General features: G+C 42.0%; 11 protein-coding genes. All 11 read right to left on the reverse strand.

What is annotated here, in order from left to right:
• Window positions 1-107 precede the first annotated feature (107 nt).
• Window positions 108-854 (reverse strand): GTP cyclohydrolase II, encoded by a 747-nt coding sequence (locus PaeCFBP13512_RS15890; protein WP_137224438.1) that lies wholly within the window; start codon window positions 852-854, stop codon window positions 108-110.
• A gap of 78 nt (window positions 855-932) precedes the next feature.
• A complete protein-coding gene (locus PaeCFBP13512_RS15895) occupies window positions 933-2,042 on the reverse strand; it encodes an FAD-dependent monooxygenase (protein ID WP_137224441.1) in 1,110 nt (369 codons plus the stop codon).
• Window positions 2,043-2,246: 204 nt separating this feature from the next.
• Window positions 2,247-4,454: a DEAD/DEAH box helicase gene (locus PaeCFBP13512_RS15900; protein WP_137224444.1), complete on the reverse strand. Its 2,208-nt coding sequence runs from the start codon at window positions 4,452-4,454 to the stop codon at window positions 2,247-2,249.
• A complete protein-coding gene (locus tag PaeCFBP13512_RS15905) occupies window positions 4,451-5,866 on the reverse strand; it encodes an ATP-binding protein (RefSeq protein WP_137224447.1) in 1,416 nt (471 codons plus the stop codon). The genes PaeCFBP13512_RS15900 and PaeCFBP13512_RS15905 overlap by 4 nt, the downstream gene beginning before the upstream one ends.
• Window positions 5,867-5,873: 7 nt before the next feature.
• The gene (locus tag PaeCFBP13512_RS15910) at window positions 5,874-9,512 is read right to left on the reverse strand and encodes a TerB N-terminal domain-containing protein (protein ID WP_137224449.1); all 3,639 of its coding nucleotides are present in this window, start codon (window positions 9,510-9,512) and stop codon (window positions 5,874-5,876) included.
• 159 nt (window positions 9,513-9,671) lie between these two features.
• Window positions 9,672-11,357, reverse strand: coding sequence for an FAD-dependent monooxygenase (locus tag PaeCFBP13512_RS15915; protein ID WP_137224451.1), 1,686 nt, complete (start codon window positions 11,355-11,357; stop codon window positions 9,672-9,674).
• A 152-nt stretch (window positions 11,358-11,509) separates the two neighbouring features.
• Window positions 11,510-14,743 carry a GAP1-N2 domain-containing protein gene (locus PaeCFBP13512_RS15920; protein WP_137224454.1) on the reverse strand — a complete coding sequence of 1,078 codons (3,234 nt, stop codon included), beginning with the start codon at window positions 14,741-14,743 and terminating at the stop codon, window positions 11,510-11,512.
• Window positions 14,740-16,002, reverse strand: a complete 1,263-nt coding sequence (locus PaeCFBP13512_RS15925; RefSeq protein ID WP_069329621.1) for a TRAFAC clade GTPase domain-containing protein — start codon at window positions 16,000-16,002, stop codon at window positions 14,740-14,742. Before PaeCFBP13512_RS15925 ends, PaeCFBP13512_RS15920 begins: the two co-directional genes overlap by 4 nt.
• Window positions 16,003-16,018: 16 nt before the next feature.
• On the reverse strand, window positions 16,019-16,681 hold the full coding sequence (locus PaeCFBP13512_RS15930) for a beta-mannanase (RefSeq protein ID WP_137224456.1): 663 nt from the start codon (window positions 16,679-16,681) through the stop codon (window positions 16,019-16,021).
• A 64-nt stretch (window positions 16,682-16,745) separates the two neighbouring features.
• The gene (locus PaeCFBP13512_RS15935; RefSeq protein WP_137224458.1) at window positions 16,746-18,023 is read right to left on the reverse strand and encodes a vWA domain-containing protein; all 1,278 of its coding nucleotides are present in this window, start codon (window positions 18,021-18,023) and stop codon (window positions 16,746-16,748) included.
• 518 nt (window positions 18,024-18,541) lie between these two features.
• Window positions 18,542-20,965, reverse strand: a complete 2,424-nt coding sequence (locus PaeCFBP13512_RS15940; protein WP_137224461.1) for a transcription initiation factor TFIID — start codon at window positions 20,963-20,965, stop codon at window positions 18,542-18,544.
• Between the last annotated feature and the right edge of the window lies 1 nt (window position 20,966).

Here is a 20,966-nt window from a genome sequence, read left to right on the forward strand (position 1 = left end):
TGTAAATAGAGTACTTTCTAAGAATTTTACCAAACGATTCCTAATTCTACCATATCAGATTTACACGTACTTTATATTCTAAAGTGAATGATACCGTCAACCTTTAATTATATATCAAAATGCCCTGAACGAGCTACTTTTGTTTTTAAATATTTTTCATTAAATTCAGAGATATCGCCCCATAATGGTACACGTTCTTTCACTTCGGCTCCTGAACGTTGTAATGCTTCTAATTTGCGCGGATTATTTGTAATCAATGTTACCGGCAATGTACGTAGATGATTCAACACATTTATCGCGTCATCATAATTACGCATATCATCTTCAAATCCAAGTTCTAGATTCGCTTCTACCGTATCCATTCCTTGTTCTTGCAAGACATAAGCCATCGCTTTGCTGAATAGACCAATACCACGTCCTTCATGATTTGCCAGATAAAATAACGCACCTGATCCGTGAGCTGCAATCATTTTCATCGACTGCTTCAATTGGAATCCACAGTCACAACGCTTACTTCCAAAGATATCACCTGTATGACAAATACTATGCATCCGAATTAAAGCATCTGGAGATTGTTTGAAATCACCATATACAAGTACACTCGATTGTTGCGCTTCTGCTAAGTTAGATGAAGATAACATTTCAATAATAGCCGCTTGATCATAATCACCTTCACCGCACAAATTCCCCGGAATACTATCGCATCGCAACCAGCAATACCACTGGAATACAACAGTCTCATTGTCCAAATTGACAGGTAAACGAATCGGCCCTACTAAGTAGATTGATTTATCTGCACTCGGTACGATTTGAATATGATCTTGCAAAGCCGCTGTAATTTTAGGATTAATCATTATTATTACCTCCAGAGTCCATATGTTCATGTTCTATCCTGTATATGATTGTAGATACGTTATATGAAGTGATATGGATTATATGCCTTCATGCTGGAAAGATGCAAATTGTGCGCGAAAAGCAGCTTCTTTGACCAGTTGGCTATCCAGTTCAGCCGCAGTCTCAGGACGACGGGCATGTTCAAATTCTTTTAATCGGCTTGCGCTAAACTGATGAGTAGACAGCGCATCAATCAGAATCGGAGCCAATACATGAGCATCCTTCATTGCGCTATTTACACCAATAGCTCCGGTGGGGCTAAATGTATGTGCCGCATCTCCCATAATGACTAATCCATCTTGCACCCATGTATCACAGACACAGCTCTGCACTTTGAGCAATACGAAATCTTCCCATGAACGGATATGCTGATCGACAATAGGTGTTAATTCAGGAAAGGCTTCAGTCAGTGAGCGCACAAAAGATTCAAAAGGAGTCTTGCGTAATTGAGGATACGTATCTTGCGGAATATTCCAACCGATTTGAAGATACCCGCCTTCTTGACTGAAAACCGATAACTGCGCATCTTGTGCCAGAGCCATTCGTACCGTTGCAGGCCACTGTGCAGGCGCAGGAATACGTGCCCATAATAGATCGAATCCATGCTTTACAATATCCGCATGAATCCCCGCCAGCTTACGTACCGAAGAATATCGACCATCTGTACCTACTACAATCTGGCTACGAATAATTAATTCTTGTCCTTCATGTCTTACTTTAACACCGTTAACAGACCCATACTGTGGATCTCGTATCAGGTCAATCACCGTGGTATTCATCATCAATTCATAATTAGAATACGGCAAAGATTGATCTAATAGAACCTGTAGCAGATGTTTTTGCGGTACATGAATACCGGTATGTTGTTCTCCAGGTGCAGGTTGAATCGTTTTGATGATTTGACCATGCTGAAAATATTCTACACGTTCCATCAGCAATAGCCCTGCTTCACGAACTTTTTCATAAAGCCCGTATTGCTTCAGAATCTGCTCACCCTGTGTATTCAAATGTTCACCACGGAACTCTTTATCAATATGACCATGACGTTCTAACAAAATAACAGATACTCCTTGTGCAGCCAGTAAATAACCTAACAATGCACCGCCAGGCCCTGCTCCAACTATACATACATCTGCAACCTTTTCCATCAGATTGTTCTCCTTACCTTGCTTTTCAGTAGCTTTATTTATAATAGTTCAAATAGTAATTTTTATTACTTACTTTTAATAAGTTAATTATATTTTAAGATACTAATCCTTGTCAACTTTTGCATAGACTGCAATCAACAACCTGTTTGCGTAACCGAAAAAGCCAGAGCATCATTACGCTCTAGCTTCTTTATCGGTTGCAGATCACAAATTAATTTGAGGTTTCTGGGAATGTAATCCACTTTTAAGACCTTCTATATCTAATCCATCTGTAGCAAAGGCTTGCCGAACAAGCATCGGTTGAATAAATTCATCGTATTTGCCTAGATACGGAGCTTCTTCTTCTGCTAGTAATTGCTCTGGATTCTCAATCCGTTCACACTCTGCAATAATCTCAGCAGCAATCTCGGCGGCATCAGCTTGACCGGATACCACGAAGTAATAAGGTTCTAGCGGTGTCACTGATCGCAGCCCTAGACGCTCAGATAGATTGTTTTTGAGCAAACGCTCCAGTGTACGGAAAGGTTTGCTTCCAATCCATGGCAAAATAAAGCAGGAATCACCTCCAGCAGGTAACACGATTTTTTTGAGCAAATCGGTTTCTCTCGCTAATCGACGGGCTCGTTCTAATCGTGCTTTAGCTTGTGGAGCTAGATACGGATAATGATCGTTCGATGCCAGAATCTCACGAATCTTCTGCATAATCATCGTATCCATATCACCGCCAGCACCAAGCCAGAGCGTATCGACTTTACCTTTGGATGACTTCACATAGACAGCACGGTGACGACTATCAATCTCTTCTACTTTCCAGAGCTTACCTGCTAATGAAAAGCAGTACCCCGGTGGCGGAACAGTAGTAATCGAACCAATTTCTTCAGATCCATTGTAGACAGCATGTTCTTCATCGTCTTTGAATACTGCATAGAAGCGGAAATTGTTTACGATCTTTTCACCTGCTAGACCGATAATCAATGTTCCTTCTTCGGTATATTGAAGATGATCCAGTTGCAGTAGATATTGTAGAAAAGACTGATATTGCTCTGCACTAAAATGTCTAAAAGGCGGTAACGTTAGAATAGCACGTGCTAATTCAGCAGGCTCAGCTTCGCCCATACTTTTGAGAATACTCATCGTCTGGTGATACAGAATCCCGATCGGTAATTTGCGTGCACTGAAAGGCTCCACCCATTTCTGCTTCACATACAATTCGATGACTGCAATCGCACGCAACATAATCCACGGCATACGTGCAGGTAATTGTGCTTCTTCATCTTCTTCTTCCGGACAGACGAAGATCATTTCTGAGACCGAACCTTCACGCCTTCCTGAACGTCCTAAGCGCTGTACAAAGCTGGAGCATGAATAAGGTGCTCCTAACTGGATCACACGTTCAAGTTCTCCTAGATCGATCCCGAGTTCAAGCGTTAACGTAGCGGCGGCAACAGCAGGCCCATATCCTTCACGTAAAGCGGCTTCGGCTTCTTCGCGTAACAATGCCGAGATACTGCCATGATGCACATGAAAAATATCAGGTTCATGGCGATTAGCCGCGACAGCTCTCATTTCCAGTGTAATGTATTCAGCATCTGAGCGACTATTAGTGAAGATCAATGCTTTTTTATGATGAGTCTGATCGTAAATAAAGTTATGATACGCCTGTTGAGCATATTCTAATTGTTGCGCTTGTTCTTCATTACGAGCATTGGGAAATGAAAAGTGTTCGATACTGAGGCGCAATTTGCGATTGCCTTCAGGCGATACGATCTCAACCGGTTGCCCTGTGCCTGCGGCTAACCACTGCGTCGCACTTTCATAATCGCTTAGTGTCGCAGATAATCCGATCCGTTGCGGACGACAACCACCCATACGCTCAATACGGGATAATTGAGATAATACTTGAATGCCACGATCGGCTCCCATAAAAGCATGGACTTCATCAACAACGATATACCGTAGATCACCAAATAATGCCGGAATCGAATTGGGACGATTCATTAACAATCCTTCCAGTGATTCCGGTGTAATCTGTAAAATACCTGAAGGATTTTTCATCAGCTTGGTCTTCTGTGACTGAGGGACATCTCCATGCCAGTGCCAGACTGGAATATCTGAATCTCGCAATACGCCTTTGAGCCGTTCAAATTGATCATTAATTAAAGCTTTGAGCGGCCCTATATATAAAATGCCTACCGATTTGGACGGATGCTCATGTAAAGCCGTTAATGCTGGAAAAAAAGCAGCCTCTGTTTTACCAGAAGCTGTCCCTGAAGCGATAAGCAGATGATGAGGTGTGTCCAGAAGGACGCGACAAGCTTCCACCTGTGCTTCACGCATTTCTTTCCATCCACTGCGATACATGTATTCTTGTATAAACGGAGCCAGTCGGTAAAAGGGATGATTTCTACTCATAAATCAAACTCCGCTAGAAAATCATCCACTTCATCTTTAGGTGCAGACGGTTGAGGAGCTGTCCCGCTTGATGTTGCACGTTGATTCGATGATGAATTAGGCACTACATCAGGATCTGCACCATATCCTCCACCATGTGAATTTGTTGGTGCTGTCGCTAACTGCCCTAACAATTCATCGAATGATAATTCTTCATTGAAATGAAGAGTATTCAGCAAATCTACAAAATCACGCACTACTTCACGAGGTGTCAGCAATTCTTCTGCACCCATCCGGGAAACCGCAATTTGCATAAAAGCGACCAGTTGATGTTGCTCTAATGTCGATTGGTATTTGTGATGCTGACTATGAATATCACGTAGCTTTTGTAGCATTAACAATATTTCTTCATGAGATAACATTTCCAAGCGAATCACAGGACCGGCAAAATTTTTGGTTCCACTGCTACCGAACCGACTTTCAGATAAACGGGAACGTAAGGCTTCATAGCTATATAATCCACGACGAGGGTCTTCTACAAATTGAGGTGTTCCACCGACAAATACACCCAGATGCCCTGCTTTACCCTGCATCGTATCATTGAAGATCGTGAGTAGCTTTTCATAATTACTTTGACGGGAGACGCTATTGGAAATTTTGTATAAATTCACGCCTTCATCGACAAATAATAGCAACCCCTGATAACCGATACGAGCGGCAAATTCTGCCCATAATTTCATATAATCGTACCAGCCATCATCATCAATAATGACGCCTACATTCAGTTCACGTCTGGCTTCAGTACGGGTTGGATATTCGCCACGTAACCAGCGTAGTGCCGATTGCTTGAGCGTATCTTCCCCTAAGCGAATCCCTTGCCAGTATGCCGACAACACTTTGGCAAAATCAAATCCGTGTACCCAGCCTTCCATTTCTGATGTTACCGAATGGATACGACGTTGCACTTCAATCCCGATCGAAGGATCATCGGCAGATACATTATTTTCTTCCATTACTTGTTGTTGTAGTGTGGATATCCATTTCTGTAACATCGACTCAAGAGCTCCGCCATCTGGACGGGTACGTGTCGATAGATTGGTCATCAGTTCACGGTATGTTCCAAGTCCTTGACCTTTCGATCCTGTAAGACGACGTTCCGGAGATAGATCGGCATCGGCTACCACAAACCCACGATCCATTGCATAATTGCGGATCATTTGTAGTAAAAAGCTTTTACCACTACCATAACGACCTGTAATCAATTTGAACGCTGCTCCACCATCGGCCACATTATCCAGCTCACGTAGAATCGATTCCACTTCATATTTACGACCAACCGCTACATGTTCCAGACCGATACGGGGAACAACCCCTGCCGCAAAAGAATTCACTAATGCGGTGGTGATACGTTTGGGTATTTTCACTTCATTCATTTTCTTTTCACCTCATGATGATTGCATCAAGCACTGTTCTATATTCTTCCATAATCGTACCTTCTTCAAGTAAAAGGTCACCGATTGTATCCATCGCCAGATCATTAATTTCATCAACTAGCAGTGCTGGCATCGTGCCACCTTTACTAGCAATATCACGTAAAACAGAATCGCTAACTTCATCCAATAATCCCGCCAAAAATTGAATATGATGCGGTTGTAGACCATCGATCCAATCTTGCCACGCTTCATCCCATTCAGCAGGCAAAGGAGACAGAATAGTGATTGTCGATAAATCGGTTGGTTGTATATTAGACAAGGACGGTGAAGCCACTGGAAGTTGTTGCTCGTTTTCCACTTGTGCTGTTGACTGTAATTGCTCGATTCCCTGTACTTGCTCTGCTTGTTGTATAGTTGGTTCTGGTGCAGATTGTTGAGTTTGCTCTAATTGTTCTTTCGCTTCGAACACAGGAGCATCAACAGCTACAGCATGTTCAGCGATCCATGTTGTCCATTCTTCTTCACTACTGATCTTTTCTTCTTCCCGTAAAGTCAGCATTTGGCGAACTACATCCGAATCGGCTTGTAATTGCTCTAATACGGATGTATCGATCTGCACTTGTCTTGGTGCAGGCACTTCTTCTTGCACTGTAAATATACGCTTGATATACCGTTCAATCAAGCGAGCAATCTCAGGCTCAATTGGTGGATTAATACGCAGTCGACCACTAAATTCGAGATGACGACGTAGTTCATTTTCAGTTAATTTGACGATACTGGTTAGAAAATCTCGTAAAGGCTTATGTTCGCACAAAGGTAATCGTCTGACAGTAGCTGTTCGACCATAGATGGTTGAGTCATAGACAGCACTGCGGAACAGATAGCGCTCTGTTTCCCGATAGACGGTTGGACGGAAAATTTGAATTAGACGTGCGCCCTGCTGTTTTTCCAGAAAAGCATCGACAGCTGCTAATACTTTGGGCACATATTCTTGAATCCATTCGCTACCCTTTTCAACATAAAAGCGACTACGTTCAATATCGTAATCCAGTAAACGATGTAATAGTTCAAATGGAATCTGTACAGGCTGTGATGACCAGATACGCTCCCATTCCAGATCATCCAGTTCGGTTGGTAAATGGTCTGGCGCTGCAATCATCAATTCGCTTAACGATTCATTCAGTCCATGTACTTGCCCAAAGTCCAATACCCACTGTGGAATATATCGATCTAATTTAATAAATTTTTTACGATATTGACGCCATAAATTCATTAAATATTGATGTCCTTCTAAAGGTTGTTGCCAGCCTGCTCCATTAATAATCTCATAACACATTAAGAAAATATAAGACAAATCGGTTGCAGGATATCGACCTTCACGCACTTCTTGTCGCCAGTAGAAATACCACCTTTTCTGTCGCCAGGTCATACTTTCGTAAGTCGGCCAGTAGCTCATAAAGGGTACAAATTCAGCTGCTTCTTCCCGATGTTCAATCATTTCATGAGCACGCTTCGCAAAAATGTGTTCTGCGGTCTGAATCGCTGACTTGGAACGTAGTTCTTCATCGGTTTCTACTAAGGTAGAATTGGACGATTCAGCATAAGAAACATATACCGGTGCTAGATCTGTATTCATCGTAGCAGCTTCTTCGTGATCGTGTTGAATACGATGATCGGGAAGCTCAAGATTTATTTCTGCTACAGGGTTCTCTACAGCATCTTGTGAATGTACCACTTGATGTTCAGCATCATCTATAGGTGGAATTTTCCATGAAGACATCGATGCACAATCTACAGGAATATAAGATGCCTGCTGCTTGGAATTCACTACTTTATACGTAGCTGGTTGTTGAAGCTCCATTTCATAACCACTGATCTCATCCGGATCACGATCACGTGAAGGTCGCTCTGAGATCGACTCTGGTGAGAGGTTTACAGAAGGAGTATCTTCTTTTTTATATTGAAAAGACTGTAGCCAGCCTTGATGGTCATAGATAATATGATCTTTTTTCCAATCTTCGTCTAATGTGGTGTCTGTAGTATCTATAGAAATATCAGCTGGACGCTCAGGGATACGCAATCCACGTTCTTCAGTTCCCCACTCAAATTCAGCAAATCCACCTTTACGTTCGCTCACTTGTGGCAATCCAGATTGAAGTGCACGCTTCACCATCATTGGAAAAGCAGGTGGTAATTCAGTCAAAGGATGGTCAGGATCAACAATCGCATATTCACGCACAACCGAATGAAATAATTTGAGCAGACTGGTCTGAGCCGTTCGCATATGAGGTTCATCTAACTGTTGACCTTCTGCATAGATCGCTAAACGTAAGCGAGTGGTTAACTTATTCATCGCTTTATAGACTTTGCTTGTCACACTATCTGTTAATTCATCAGGTTCTAAATAAATAGCAATATCGACGCCACCTGGTAAAATGGCGGCTCTTCCAGTCAAAAGACTTGCAGGCACAGCTATAAGTGGTAATGTCGATTTGTTTTTGGCAGTACTCGTCTTGCTCGATAGTTCAGACGCTTCTTGCCAGTACGAACCAAGTGTGGGTTGCCACAATTTTTGCAATCCAGTCAGTAGAGGCTTTTTCCCAATAATGGCAATCTTACATGCTGGAAATTTACGAATATATTCTTCCAGAAAATGCTGTAAAGACTCGCTGTGTCTCATCACGCCACCTAAGATGCCGCCTGAAATTCCCCAGTGTGTCAAAAACTCAAAATGCTGTTCTAGATCACGCTCTGTTGGCAATACCAAATCTGGAATCAACAATTGTTCCCACGGTCCGCTCAGTCGTTCAGAACCACGCTGAATAATCTCTTGCGATGTTAATTTACTATTTTTATCAAGCGATGTTCCGTCAGCCATTCTCCCCATCGGTCCTAGCCCTAATTCTCTTAGAACATCGGCTTCAATCTGTCCATGCTCATGAAGACCCACATAGGTTCCAGATGCGCCAAGACGACGAGACAATTCTACCGCAGGATAACGAATCCCACTAATCTCGATCATCGGCACTGCTGTCACTTGTCCGACACCATTTTTGGCATCTCGTCTACCTTCTAACACCCATTTGGCTTCTACATGTACCCCATCGGTAAATTCTTCCGGAGCCGCATAAGGAATATAGTCGTCAGCCACTTGAAAATTCTGATCTTGTGCATAAGCAGGATCAATACCATAGATGATTTCTTCATCCACCGTATCCTCTAAATAATGATCAAGATCATCGACAGCATAACTGGATTCAGCTGAAGTCGAGATCGCTATCGTTGTGGTAGGCTCGCTTCCTCCTGATAAGACGGCTTCTGCACTTCCATCATAACTAGCATCAATAGGGGTACCGTCAAACAACTCTAATGTACCCGGAACTAATCGTGCTAATCGAGTGTATAATTTATGCGCTTCTTCTGGCTTGAGCAGACATTCACTATGCCCGTAAGAAGAATGTTGCCATCTGTGATCAGTATTACGAAGTGTTTTACCCATAACCATCTGCTGTACTTCCTCAGCTTGTTCCTCTTCCACGACTCCATCTGCACGCGAAATATGCAGGAAAAAGCCTCGATCTTCTTCGAAGCTTAATAATGCCGTATAGGTTCTATCTGTATAGGATATTGGCGATGGTGAATGCATAATAGACTCCTTGCCTTTCCTTCAATAATATTGATAATCCGTTTGGTAAACATAATATCCCATTATACATGAACCCGATGGGAGAATGGTATAGGTTACGAACATATTTTCGTTTATTTCTTTTTATTTTCTACAGTTTTTCTACAATTTCTTACAAATTTATAATCTGGCTGGAATCTGAAAAGAACGATGTACCCAACCGATCAGATCCATTTCATCACTCAGACCACCGATATAACTGATATATCCATCCGGGCGAATCAGTACATATCCCGCTTTGCCCATGCCATAGCGCTGATGAAGATCATGGTCTGCGTCCACATGAATATGAGAAGGTAACGGTAAAGAAGTCATTAACGGATGATCCGGTAACAAAATATGCACGTCAATAATATCTTTCCATTTCACAGCCACTTGAGTCAGTAAAGAACGGTGATCCGGTTCGTCGATATCATCTTCGAGTGTTGGTGGCTTAGGACTTGGAATCACAGGATGTTCTCCTGCAAATAAAAGTAGCGTATGTCGAGGCGATTGTCCGTATCCTCCATCAGGTACTCGTTCTCCTGCATGAAGCATCGGGCGATGCCAGCCTTTGCCTTGTTGTACGATTGGACTACGGTCATATGCTATACCTGTTTCTGAAAGTAAGCGGAATAAGCGTTTTTGAATTACTTTACGTGAAGAGAGTAACGGAGCGACTGTATTGCGAATAGCGATCGGTACAGAATGACGTGTAGTCGCTAGCTTGGTGAATAATGATGTACCTCGTAACAACTGCTGTCCAATCGGTTCACGTTCAGCATGATAACTATCCAATAGACTCTCCGCAGCATACCCCTGACACACTAGCGCTAATTTCCACCCTAGATTAAAAGCATCTTGTATCCCGGTATTCATCCCTTGTCCACCAATCGGTGAATGAATATGAGCGGCATCCCCTGCTAGAAAAATAGATCCTGTGCGATAGTTTTTCACTTTACGCTGATGAACAGCGAATTTTGCCAACCAGATCGGATTAGACATATTTACTTTGATCGGCAGACAAATATCCAGTACTGCTTGAATATCGGCTAATGATATCGATTGATCTTTGGAAGAAGAAATCACATATTCAGGTGGCATCCCGATAATGACTCGATGTCGATGATTTAACATCGGGAAAAAGGCAGTCAGATAGCCTTTATTAAGATACACATGCAGTTTGTTATGATCTTGCTTCCAATCGATCTGTACATCTGCCAAAGCAAACGATTGAGCTAACGCTTCGCCTTCAAATGGAATCCCGCTCAGATGACGAACCGTACTATGAGCGCCATCACAACCTACTATCCAGCGTGCAGATATCTCTTCTTCTAACTGAGCGTCACCTGCCATATGTTGCACGATAGCATGTACCTGAGAATGTTCTTGATCTCCCTGATGTAATGATATTAATTCAGTTTGCCGTTCTACAGTGCCACCTAGTGCTGTTAAGCGATCAATAAGTACCTGTTCGGTGATATTTTGTGGAACCATCAGCACATAAGGATAAGGGCTCTGGATCAATGAAGGGAACTCGACCTGTGCGAGTACTTTGGTATAGCTTGATGCTTGCATTCCGGTGACTTGATGTCCTTGAGCGATTAATGTATCTGCTACCTCTGCTTGATGTAATAATTCTAATGTCCGTGCCATCACACCTAGCGCTTTGGAATAGATCGAAGGATGAGCACATTTGTCGATAATACGATATGAGATGCCGCGTCTCGCCAGTTCAATCGCAAGCGTCAGCCCTGTAGGTCCTGCTCCTACAATCAATACATCACAATGATGAATATCCCGATAACCATTAGAATGAATCGTCATAGCTACACCTCCTTTGATCTACAACATAAAGGTACTCTTTATTTCAATGATTGTATCGTACTGTATATAGTAAAAGCTCGCTTTCTTAGAAACAGAAAAGCGAGCTTTTACATATCAAATGGTCTATCGAGTCGTGCTTATTGTACTACCTATTAAGGTGTCTCTGTTGTTGCGGAATCATCCATGATAGATGTGATAACATACTCGGTACTATCAATTTTGATTTTGTTGATATTATGGCTATCTGTTTTGGCAGGCAAATCGATCGTTACGGTATAGGGATTACTTTCAGATAGTTGTGCTTGAGATACAGGTTCGGCTTCTTCTATTGGTGTGGTACTTGATGTCGAAGAATCTGTTGTTCCTGTTTCTGTTGTTGCATCAGTATCTGTACTGTCCGTTGGATCGGTTGTATCTGAACCTGATGTGGATTCAGATGTTTTTGCATCATTATTTGTATTATTAGTCGTTGTAGATACCATCGTTACAGTAGAGCTATCATTACCATCAACTGTACTTGCTGTATCGTCATCACTCGTTGCTGTAGAATCGTTAGTCGATGGTTCTGACGAGGTATCACTACCACTACTTGTTGGTGCTTTACAGATCGACTTCGCATTTAACTGAGTATAGTCTACTTTTTGCCCATTTCCCATCATTAAAGTAGCTTTGGTAGGCGCAAAAGCTTCGCAAGTCGCACGATCAGCAAAATGGAAAGCTAATCCTGTCGCATTGCTATCTGTACTTGTTGTTGACGTTGTACTTGTAGAAGCATTTGGAGTCTGTAAGGTAACTACTACTTTAGGCAGTTGAACCGTTTCTGTTGGTGGTTCTATTACTTCTGGGGCTGGTTCTACCACAGGTGTCGTCTGATCCACTGTAATCACACCAAACACTTTCAGTCCATAAAGCGATAGTCCACCGATCGCTACTAGTAATACCACTGCTAGCAGCGCTAATAAGGGCATACGTTTTCGATTACGTTTAAACCATTTGGAAAGTGGTGTCGCTAGTTCATCTCTCGCTTTAACATATACTGACCGTAAAGCAGGCCCTTCATTTGCAAAATCAGCTTTGGCTTGAGCAGCAAGTGTTCCTTTACGGAATGCTTCTGGATCGTGTCGACGAAAATAAGCCAAAATAGCTGTCTCATACGCAGGTACAAATTGGGGATGCTGTGACTGACGACTGGACGTTTTTTTGTTCGTGTCTGTTGTCTTCGCTCTATCGTTGGTCAATCTGTTATCAGACGTAGATGGTTGCGAATGATGAAGATCTGGTCGCATAAATTCTACTCGTCCTTCAGACCAATGGAAAAATGGATAAATTTGTTCAGGACTAGAGGCATGCTGACGAACAGCTTCGACCATTGCAGAATAATCCAAATCATTGGGTTCAGCACTATAGCTAAACGCCGCTGCCAATCGACCAAATTGACCTTTTCGAATATCTTCAGCTAACCACAACCGACCTAACTGTTGAACCTGATCTTTTTCATTCGGTTGCAATTGATGTAGTAAATTCATTAACTCTGCGGATAATTCTTTTTCGGTAAACCAGATATATAGCAGCTGCAAAGCTAACTTTTTCGCATTCAAACGACGTTCCGCACGTTCAGGATATTCATCACTTGGTAAAGGAAGCGATAAGAAGTCTGCGGTTAATAACTTTTCACGTGTCAACGAAGACCATTCCAAGTCATTCAATAATAATCGTTCAGCAGAAGCTCGCATATCATCACCTAGACCTGATTGTATCCAAGCCTCCGGTTGAATCGTTTTTCCGTTTAACGAACCTGTATCTACTTCGTCTAATAATGTAAATACTGTTCCTGTCGCAATCATCAAGTCTGCACTATGACGTAATGCTTCCATAAAGGACTGACCTGCACGATTACAATAATCGTCCATCTCTAATAACTGTGGATAGGTTGTGCCCCATTCGACAGCCAGATGAATTACTTCTTCAACCGTTTGTGCTTGATGGAATTTGCGCTCTATTAAAGGGTTCAATAACATCACAGCCAGTGTAGGCTGACTTCCTGCCATATGGATAAAAGCCTCATTCAAAGCAGGGTGTTTCTCCATCATCATATACAAAGCCTGACTTGCTGCGGTCTGTCCTGCTGCTACCGCATTACGAGTCGCCCAGATAAAATACTCTACGATTTTGCGTCCGGTATGTACTTCATCAATACCGTAATATTCGGCAAAACATTCGGCAATCCCAATATCAGGTACAGCGCCTGTTCGCACTTCATCAAATTCACGATCAAAACGAGATAAAAATAAATCATTTACACGTATCGCTGAATCTAATGCACCTGCTGGACGTAGATGTTTGAGCAAAGACTGCAAGATGGAAGCAGGGTGTTCGCTGTACAATTGCTCGTCTCCCGCTTCGACACGAAATAGCGTGGTCCACTCATCATATTGAGCAGGATCAGGCAATTCTTCCGTAGAAGCATCCCGTCCAGCTTGTCCGCTATCCGCAAATTCTTGCAATGCACGTAACTGATCCGGTTGTGCTAAATGTTCCCAGACCCATTCGGTATACACTTGACCTGCTTTTTCCGGTTGAGCAGGATGAATACGACCTGTACTCCAATCAAAATGATAATCGCGTTCAATATTGCGATCACCTGCACGAATCGATCCACTTTCGACAAACATCAGTTGCATCCCTTTACGACTTTCCGGCTCTTTGGCATACGTAGTAAACCCTAGTCGACGACGGAAAGCATATGGAAGTGCTTCGGTAATCACTGCTGTTAATTGCTTCGCATAGATCGATAATTCACTGATCGGTACATTGAGCGAAATATACACTTTACGCCGCTTATGAATTGCAGACATCACTGCTCCGATTAACTGACGGAAAGCAGCACCATCTATTCCCAATTGCTCTAACAATGCTATCCGATTGAATGCAGCAGAAGTCGAAGGGATATCTTGTAATTGTGGCAAGTCTTGTCCTTGATCGACATTGTATTGCTCCTGAAAATCGGCTTGTAACCATGTATGATATTGATGCACCCATTCTTCAGCACGTACTGCTGGAATAATGTAATTATGCGAAAAGAATGTACTTCTTAATCCTGTAAAATCGGCATTTACATAATGACTATTTCCCAGTACCATATCGCCTGTTTCCAGTCGTACCAGTTGTAAGGCAGACGGGAATAATGCATCTTCTTTTTCACCTTTAGCTAACAATTCTGCTGGCGCATCGTATACACATAATGGATGAATATACTTTTTAATAAAAGAGTTATCCAATCCAGAAGATTTAGCGATCGTATCATAACCTTCAGTGGAGCGGAAAATACCACTTTTCTCCCGTGTATACATCTGTTGATCGATCAGGGCATTCGAGAATAAAGTCAAGCTTTCCCTCTCCCCTCGATATAATTCAGTTTGTACAATAGCCAGATAAATGGCTCATCTACACGAATAGGGCTAACTACACTTTGTAGCTTCTGATCAATCGGATTACTTCCTAATGCAGAGACTGCAAAATAAGCAGTATCTTTGAAATACACATCCATCGTTCCTTTAAATGGACGATCCACACGTTCGATAAAGCGGCGGATTTCACCATCTATATTTTCAAATTCGTTCAAATCAAAATAATCACGATGAATAACATTATGGAACACATTACTGTTGGATTTGATATACTCGCCTTCATCTCCACGTAATGACTCTAGCATATCGCTTTTCGTAAGTACCACAGCTGTTGGAATATCGGTTTTGCTATCTTCTTGATGAGCAATAAAGTCGCTAAATAAGGTTAAGACCACATCACGAGGTTCATCATAACGGGATACCCATTCGCCTTTATCATCACCCAGCTTAATCCGAATACGGTCACGAATCGAGCGAATCTGTAGCGGATCCACCATAAATAAAATACCCGCAGAATTTTTAATATGCTGACCGTGTAGACCTAGATAATCTTGATCGACCATACCTTCACCAGCCACATCAAAAAACACCAGCGTTAAAGGTGGCTTAGATTCATCTTTGAATACGAATTGGAAAATAAACGGTTCTTGCATCCGTTCTTTTTGCGTGGAACCGAGTAGATCCCCACGTTCAAATAAAGGTTCTTCATAATTGATACGGAACTTGCGGCTAATCTCTGTTGTCAGTGGCATACAAGCGGCATCAAAGTTCTCTGCTGTTGTATTTTGCAAGGTATGGATCAGCGCTGTCATATAAACGGATTTTCCTACCTGTGAAGCTCCAACGATAGAAATAATATTACTTGGTACTTTGCCTGAAGTAACAGGTAATTCATTATGACAATGAGGACACAGACGACGACGTGTAACTTCACCATAACGATCATTTAGCCCAACCAATACATGATCCGAATAAATACGTTGCTCTTCAGGGACATCCGTCGGAAGCAATACAGCTTCCATATCATGCACAGTATCAAGTCCGAAGCGAGAGCGGTACTTGTTTAACTTCGCATCTTCACCGAGTCCATAATCTTCATCATCTTCACGGTGATGCGAAGCACGGAACTCTACATCTTCCGGTGAAAATTTGTTAAAACAAAACGGGCATACGATATCATAAAATAACGGTCTAGGTGCGGCTTCCGGTTTCTTTTTGAACCAATCGAAGATATTCATATCAACTATCTTCCCCCTACTCCAAAATCAATTCGTACATCTGTCCATATGTACGTCCATCGGTAAAAAAGAGTCTTACATATTCATTTTTGCCTACTTCAATCGCTGGCAATTCGTTACGTCCTGCTTGAAAAGGAGCTGCAAAAGGATAAATAATGCCATCATCTTTGTTTGTAGCATAGCCGCCTTCTTTTTTCACATAACATAATACTTCTTTGGGAATAGGAACTTCTGCATGAACTTCGATCCGAACTGTTTTACGTTTACCAAACCATGTTCCTTGTTGTTTGATCGAATAGTAAATTTTAGCTTTCCCTGCACTGAGTTCTATCGTATTTTGACCATCGGGTTGACGCACCAGTACCGTTTCTCCTTGTTCTTCATACGTGAGATAGACGGTATACGTCATTCTGCCAAAATGATCGACTCGTTCTGTATAAGAGCCATTATTCGCTTTATATTCTTCTTTAGTGTATAGACGCAGACTGGCAGGAGCAGAATCTGGCTGATCCGAATGACTATACCCTTCTTCGCCAACTGCGGACATCTGCGTTACTTTTTCGATATAGACAGCTTCAGCATCACGTGGCCATAACCAGCGCAATGTACATAATCCATCTTGCGCTTGTCCGGTCAATCCATGAATCCCTTGATTGGTTTTCAGTTCGGTATACAGCATGTAAAGATCCCCTTTCCTGGTCTGCATCTATCTATAGCTTGGATTATATTTTAAAAAGTTAGAATTAACGTTGGAATGTACCACTACTTGTTCCTCGGCGACGACGTGGGCCTTCAGAAGGTGTAGTTGGCGTTGGTGTAGAACTGCGTTTGATCATTCGTTTGCTATTTTCACCAATAGGTACCACCAGTGTAAATATAGCGATAATAAACGCTAGAATCATCACTGCTAAAAAGCGTACGACTCCATCCGTCCAATCTGTTTTGCCGATACCCCATTCTAGTAACCATCCTGCCAGTAGACCGGCGACTCCACCACCAATTCCAAAGCTACGTGCCAGAAAACGGTTATCAAACATTAATCCCATACCGACACCCATTAATGCTCCCAACAACATAACAAGGATCACGTGTAGAATAACATAGTAGAGATTGCTGTAAAACGGTTCACTACGTTCTGTGACCAGTGTACGTTTATCTAATGTATCGTAGATTTGTTGGAACGTCTGTGGTAATTGAGAAGCATCAGATACATTATAATAGTTACCGCCTGTCTGACTAGCAATATCTGTCAGTAGATTTGTTCCACCTGCATCTGTCAAATTCAATCCTACTGTATTAATCGAGATTCCTTTAGCTTGATAAGGAGCCAGTGCTGAAGAATCCAATGCACTATATCCATCAGACAACATGATTACCACAGTACCACGAGTATCATCATTTTGAGCTGTAATTTGTTGCATCGCTGTTTCTAAAGCACCTGTAAAATTAGTGCCTCCTGTAGTTGTTGCCATTGCATCCATTGTAGTTGTAATCTGCTGTTTGGATGCATCATTGATTTCGGTCAATGGCAAAACTACACTTGCTTGATCACTGAATCCGATAATACCTACACGTTTATCATCATCCATGGAATTGACCATATTTTTAACCGCTTGAAAACGTTGATTTTTTGCATCTGTTTCTAGCATACTACCAGAATTATCAATTACCACGACAACATCACGAATCGACTTTACTCCATTAAATCCGATCTGGTAAATCGCTTCGCCTCCAAGACCTCCAAGAAACATAAGAACCAATGTAGCAGGTACAAATAGTTTCCAAGAAAGCCCTGCATAACGTTGACGCCATGAAGCCCCACTTAATTTCGGTGAAATCGTTTCAGCTAACAAACAGAACCCACCAATAAACAAACTAATTATTCCGAAATATAATCCAATTAGAATCACACGCGGCATCCGATCAAAATAAGAATGGATCAACCATTCTCCCAAAATAAAACCAATCGCGCCTCCAATCAGACTGAATAATAGCATAAGCCAATTCACTTTGCGTTGCATATGTGGCATCTCCCCTTTCATTGGAGTAGGTGAAGTTTCGTTTATAGACTTTGAGTAGTTAGAGTTTCTGAATTAAACTTCAACCTTAAATAAAGTGCGGTGGTGATATAAAAAAGCTATGTAGAGAGTGGATGTAAGTTTGACCACTTCGAGGAAAAGATGATCCTTTTCCTCTTCGTTACGTGGTAAGTGGCTACATAGTTTTAAAAAATATAAAAGCTTAGAAATCCCTTATTTTTTAATCATCACATGGTGTCTTAAATAAAACAAGAAACCAAACTTTCAAGTAACTTGTTCTTTTCTTTCTTCTTACCCCACCCTGCCAGGCAAATGCTACTATATTGAATTTTTAGCATGTACTCCCCGCTCTGAGCGGAGGGAAAAGAATCACTCTGAAAGAGCGAAGCGATCGCATTTTCAAATCGATACCGACCGCAAAGCGGTTATTCAAGGTATCGATTTGGAACAGCGACGACAAGAGTGATTCTTTTCCCAAAGCGGTCAAACCAACGTACAAGCTATACATGAAAATCATACCCATTTGCAATATACGTATCATAATATGTTTTACCATTACGATAGTAAATCAAGTCTTCAATCGTAAATCCACCCATTAGATTCAGCTTTTCTACACCACTGGTGCGATCTTCATGGACAAATCCTGTTTTGTAAATACGAGTCGTATTATCGACACCTGCGGCATACCGTACAAATTCACCATTTGCATTACCAAACATATATTTTTCTTCATAACGATGTTTGTGCGTATAATCCAGCAGACGAATATGAATAACGGCTCGGTCTTCAAGCGTACGATACAACTCTTTGAACAAATCTTCTTGCGATAACGCTTGTTTATTCTCGTATGCGATCGTAACATTAGCACGATTTAATAATTCCTGTTCAAAGGTCTGTGTAAATGCTCGGGATGCTAATAATTCTTTACGGCACACGTCCATCAGACGTTCCAATAGAGTAGAAGCTCCTTGCTGTAACCATAACGTTACGTCGCCTACACTTCGCTCTTCGAAAAAGGCACCATCTCCACGTTTTTCTTCAATTTCATCCATAACTTCAGCAGTTAGACGACTGTAGTAATCATGGATATTTTGCCCGATATAATCATCTGCTGTACGAATACTATCTGTTGCAGCTACTTGTAAATTAGAACCGAGCGTATCCATACTTTTCACCTGTTGCATACTGTCACGATGAACAGTAGCCAGATGCTCTTCAAAACGGCGATACAAACGCAATCTAGTTTGCAAACGCAAAATATGCAATTTACGTGGATAAATCGTATCAATCAATGCACGGGTAAGTCCGCGAATATTATGCTTTTCCATAAAAGGTAATCGCTGGAATGATAAATCGTCTGCACGACTGTTGTACCATTCATCCAGTTCGGCTTGTGCATTTTCTAAGGTGTTCATTAGATCACGAGTACGTGCATGATAATCCTGCCAGATGCTATGTTCTCCTGATTCATCGGTCCATTCTGCTAACTGATAGAAATGGATATGAGGATGTTGACGAAGCATCTCTGTGATACTCGATTGCAGTTCACGTCCAGCATCCCATTGTTCGATCCGCTTAATCATTTCTTGCTCATAATTATCACGGAAAAAGCTTTCGCCACCATATTCGAACAGAGCATGTTCTGCTTCACGAAGACTCATTGATTTGAGCTGATTAAAGCTTGTCGCTCGTGTCATAAGACCATTCATATCTTCCAGACGACTGCTATTAGGTACAAAATGATCTATTCGATCATCCATACGCTGTTCATCGAGACCTAATAATTCGAACTTCTCGCGGCTACCCACAATCGTTGAATGCTTCATCCGCTTCATAATGCCGTAAAAGAATTGCTCTAACACAGTCAAAGCAATCGCTCGATCAGGTCGTCTGACTCTAGCAAATCCAGCAGACACTAAGCCTTGATTGCCGTCTCCATTACGCACATTATTTTTGAACGCATTATTATTGTAATCTGATCCATAAACAGAAGATTCGCCACCCGTTTCCAGACGCTGACGGTTTTTGAGCAGACTGATCCGACAAATAATATCGTAGCTACTTTCCATGCCACCATTGACTGAGATACCTCGCTCATTACGATCAGATAATACATAAGCCAGTTCGAATAATGGAGAAGGCGCATGTTGTACCATAACGGCCAATCCGTCTTCAGTACGTTGTAACGGCGCAGTCAGTGTATAATCTGCTGATTGTATATGTTCCAATTCTTTTAGAAAAGCAACACCTGCTGAACTGGAATAACCAAACTGTTCTTCTTGATCACCTTCATATATGAGCGCATACATATCCATTTGTACAGACTTGAAAGACTGTCCTAGAATCGAACGAGCTAACAATGATATCTCAGGAACTAGGATATTCATCGGATCATCGACACGTGTAATCACAGAAACATGCAATCGATCAAACGAAGAATACATACGTCCGAACTCAGCTAAACGGCGAGCCGCCTGCCGGAACGTACGATTCAGTTCCAGCAGATGCTTGCCATCTTTTTGAAAATGGTGATGCCAATCAGGGCGTTGCGTTTTTTTGTGATGATCATTAACAGTAGGACGGGATAAAAAAGTCGTAATTTTTTGCGCTTCTAAAGCATCTGTAGTCTGACCTGTACGCATAGAAGCAATATGCTCCTGCTCATAACGAGCTTCTTTAGCACGTCTAGCTTGTTGCTCTTCTCCTGTCGGTTCAGGAGCAATTTCGACATACATGACACCAGCACTATTATCCCACTTCTGAGCATTAATCTGCATAACAGGACGTACAGCATCTTGAATCAGATCCCCGATAAACAGGAAAACGGCGGGGTAGTGAATACTGCTCCGCCCATCTCCCTGCCCGGCTGTTTTCTCCTCGTCAGCAGCATATGCATCTGCGAATTGTTTCAGCCGAACGTCCATC

It is taken from the genome of Paenibacillus sp. CFBP13512, assembly GCF_005233705.1.
In the GTDB taxonomy this organism is placed as follows: domain Bacteria; phylum Bacillota; class Bacilli; order Paenibacillales; family Paenibacillaceae; genus Saccharibacillus; species Saccharibacillus nuruki.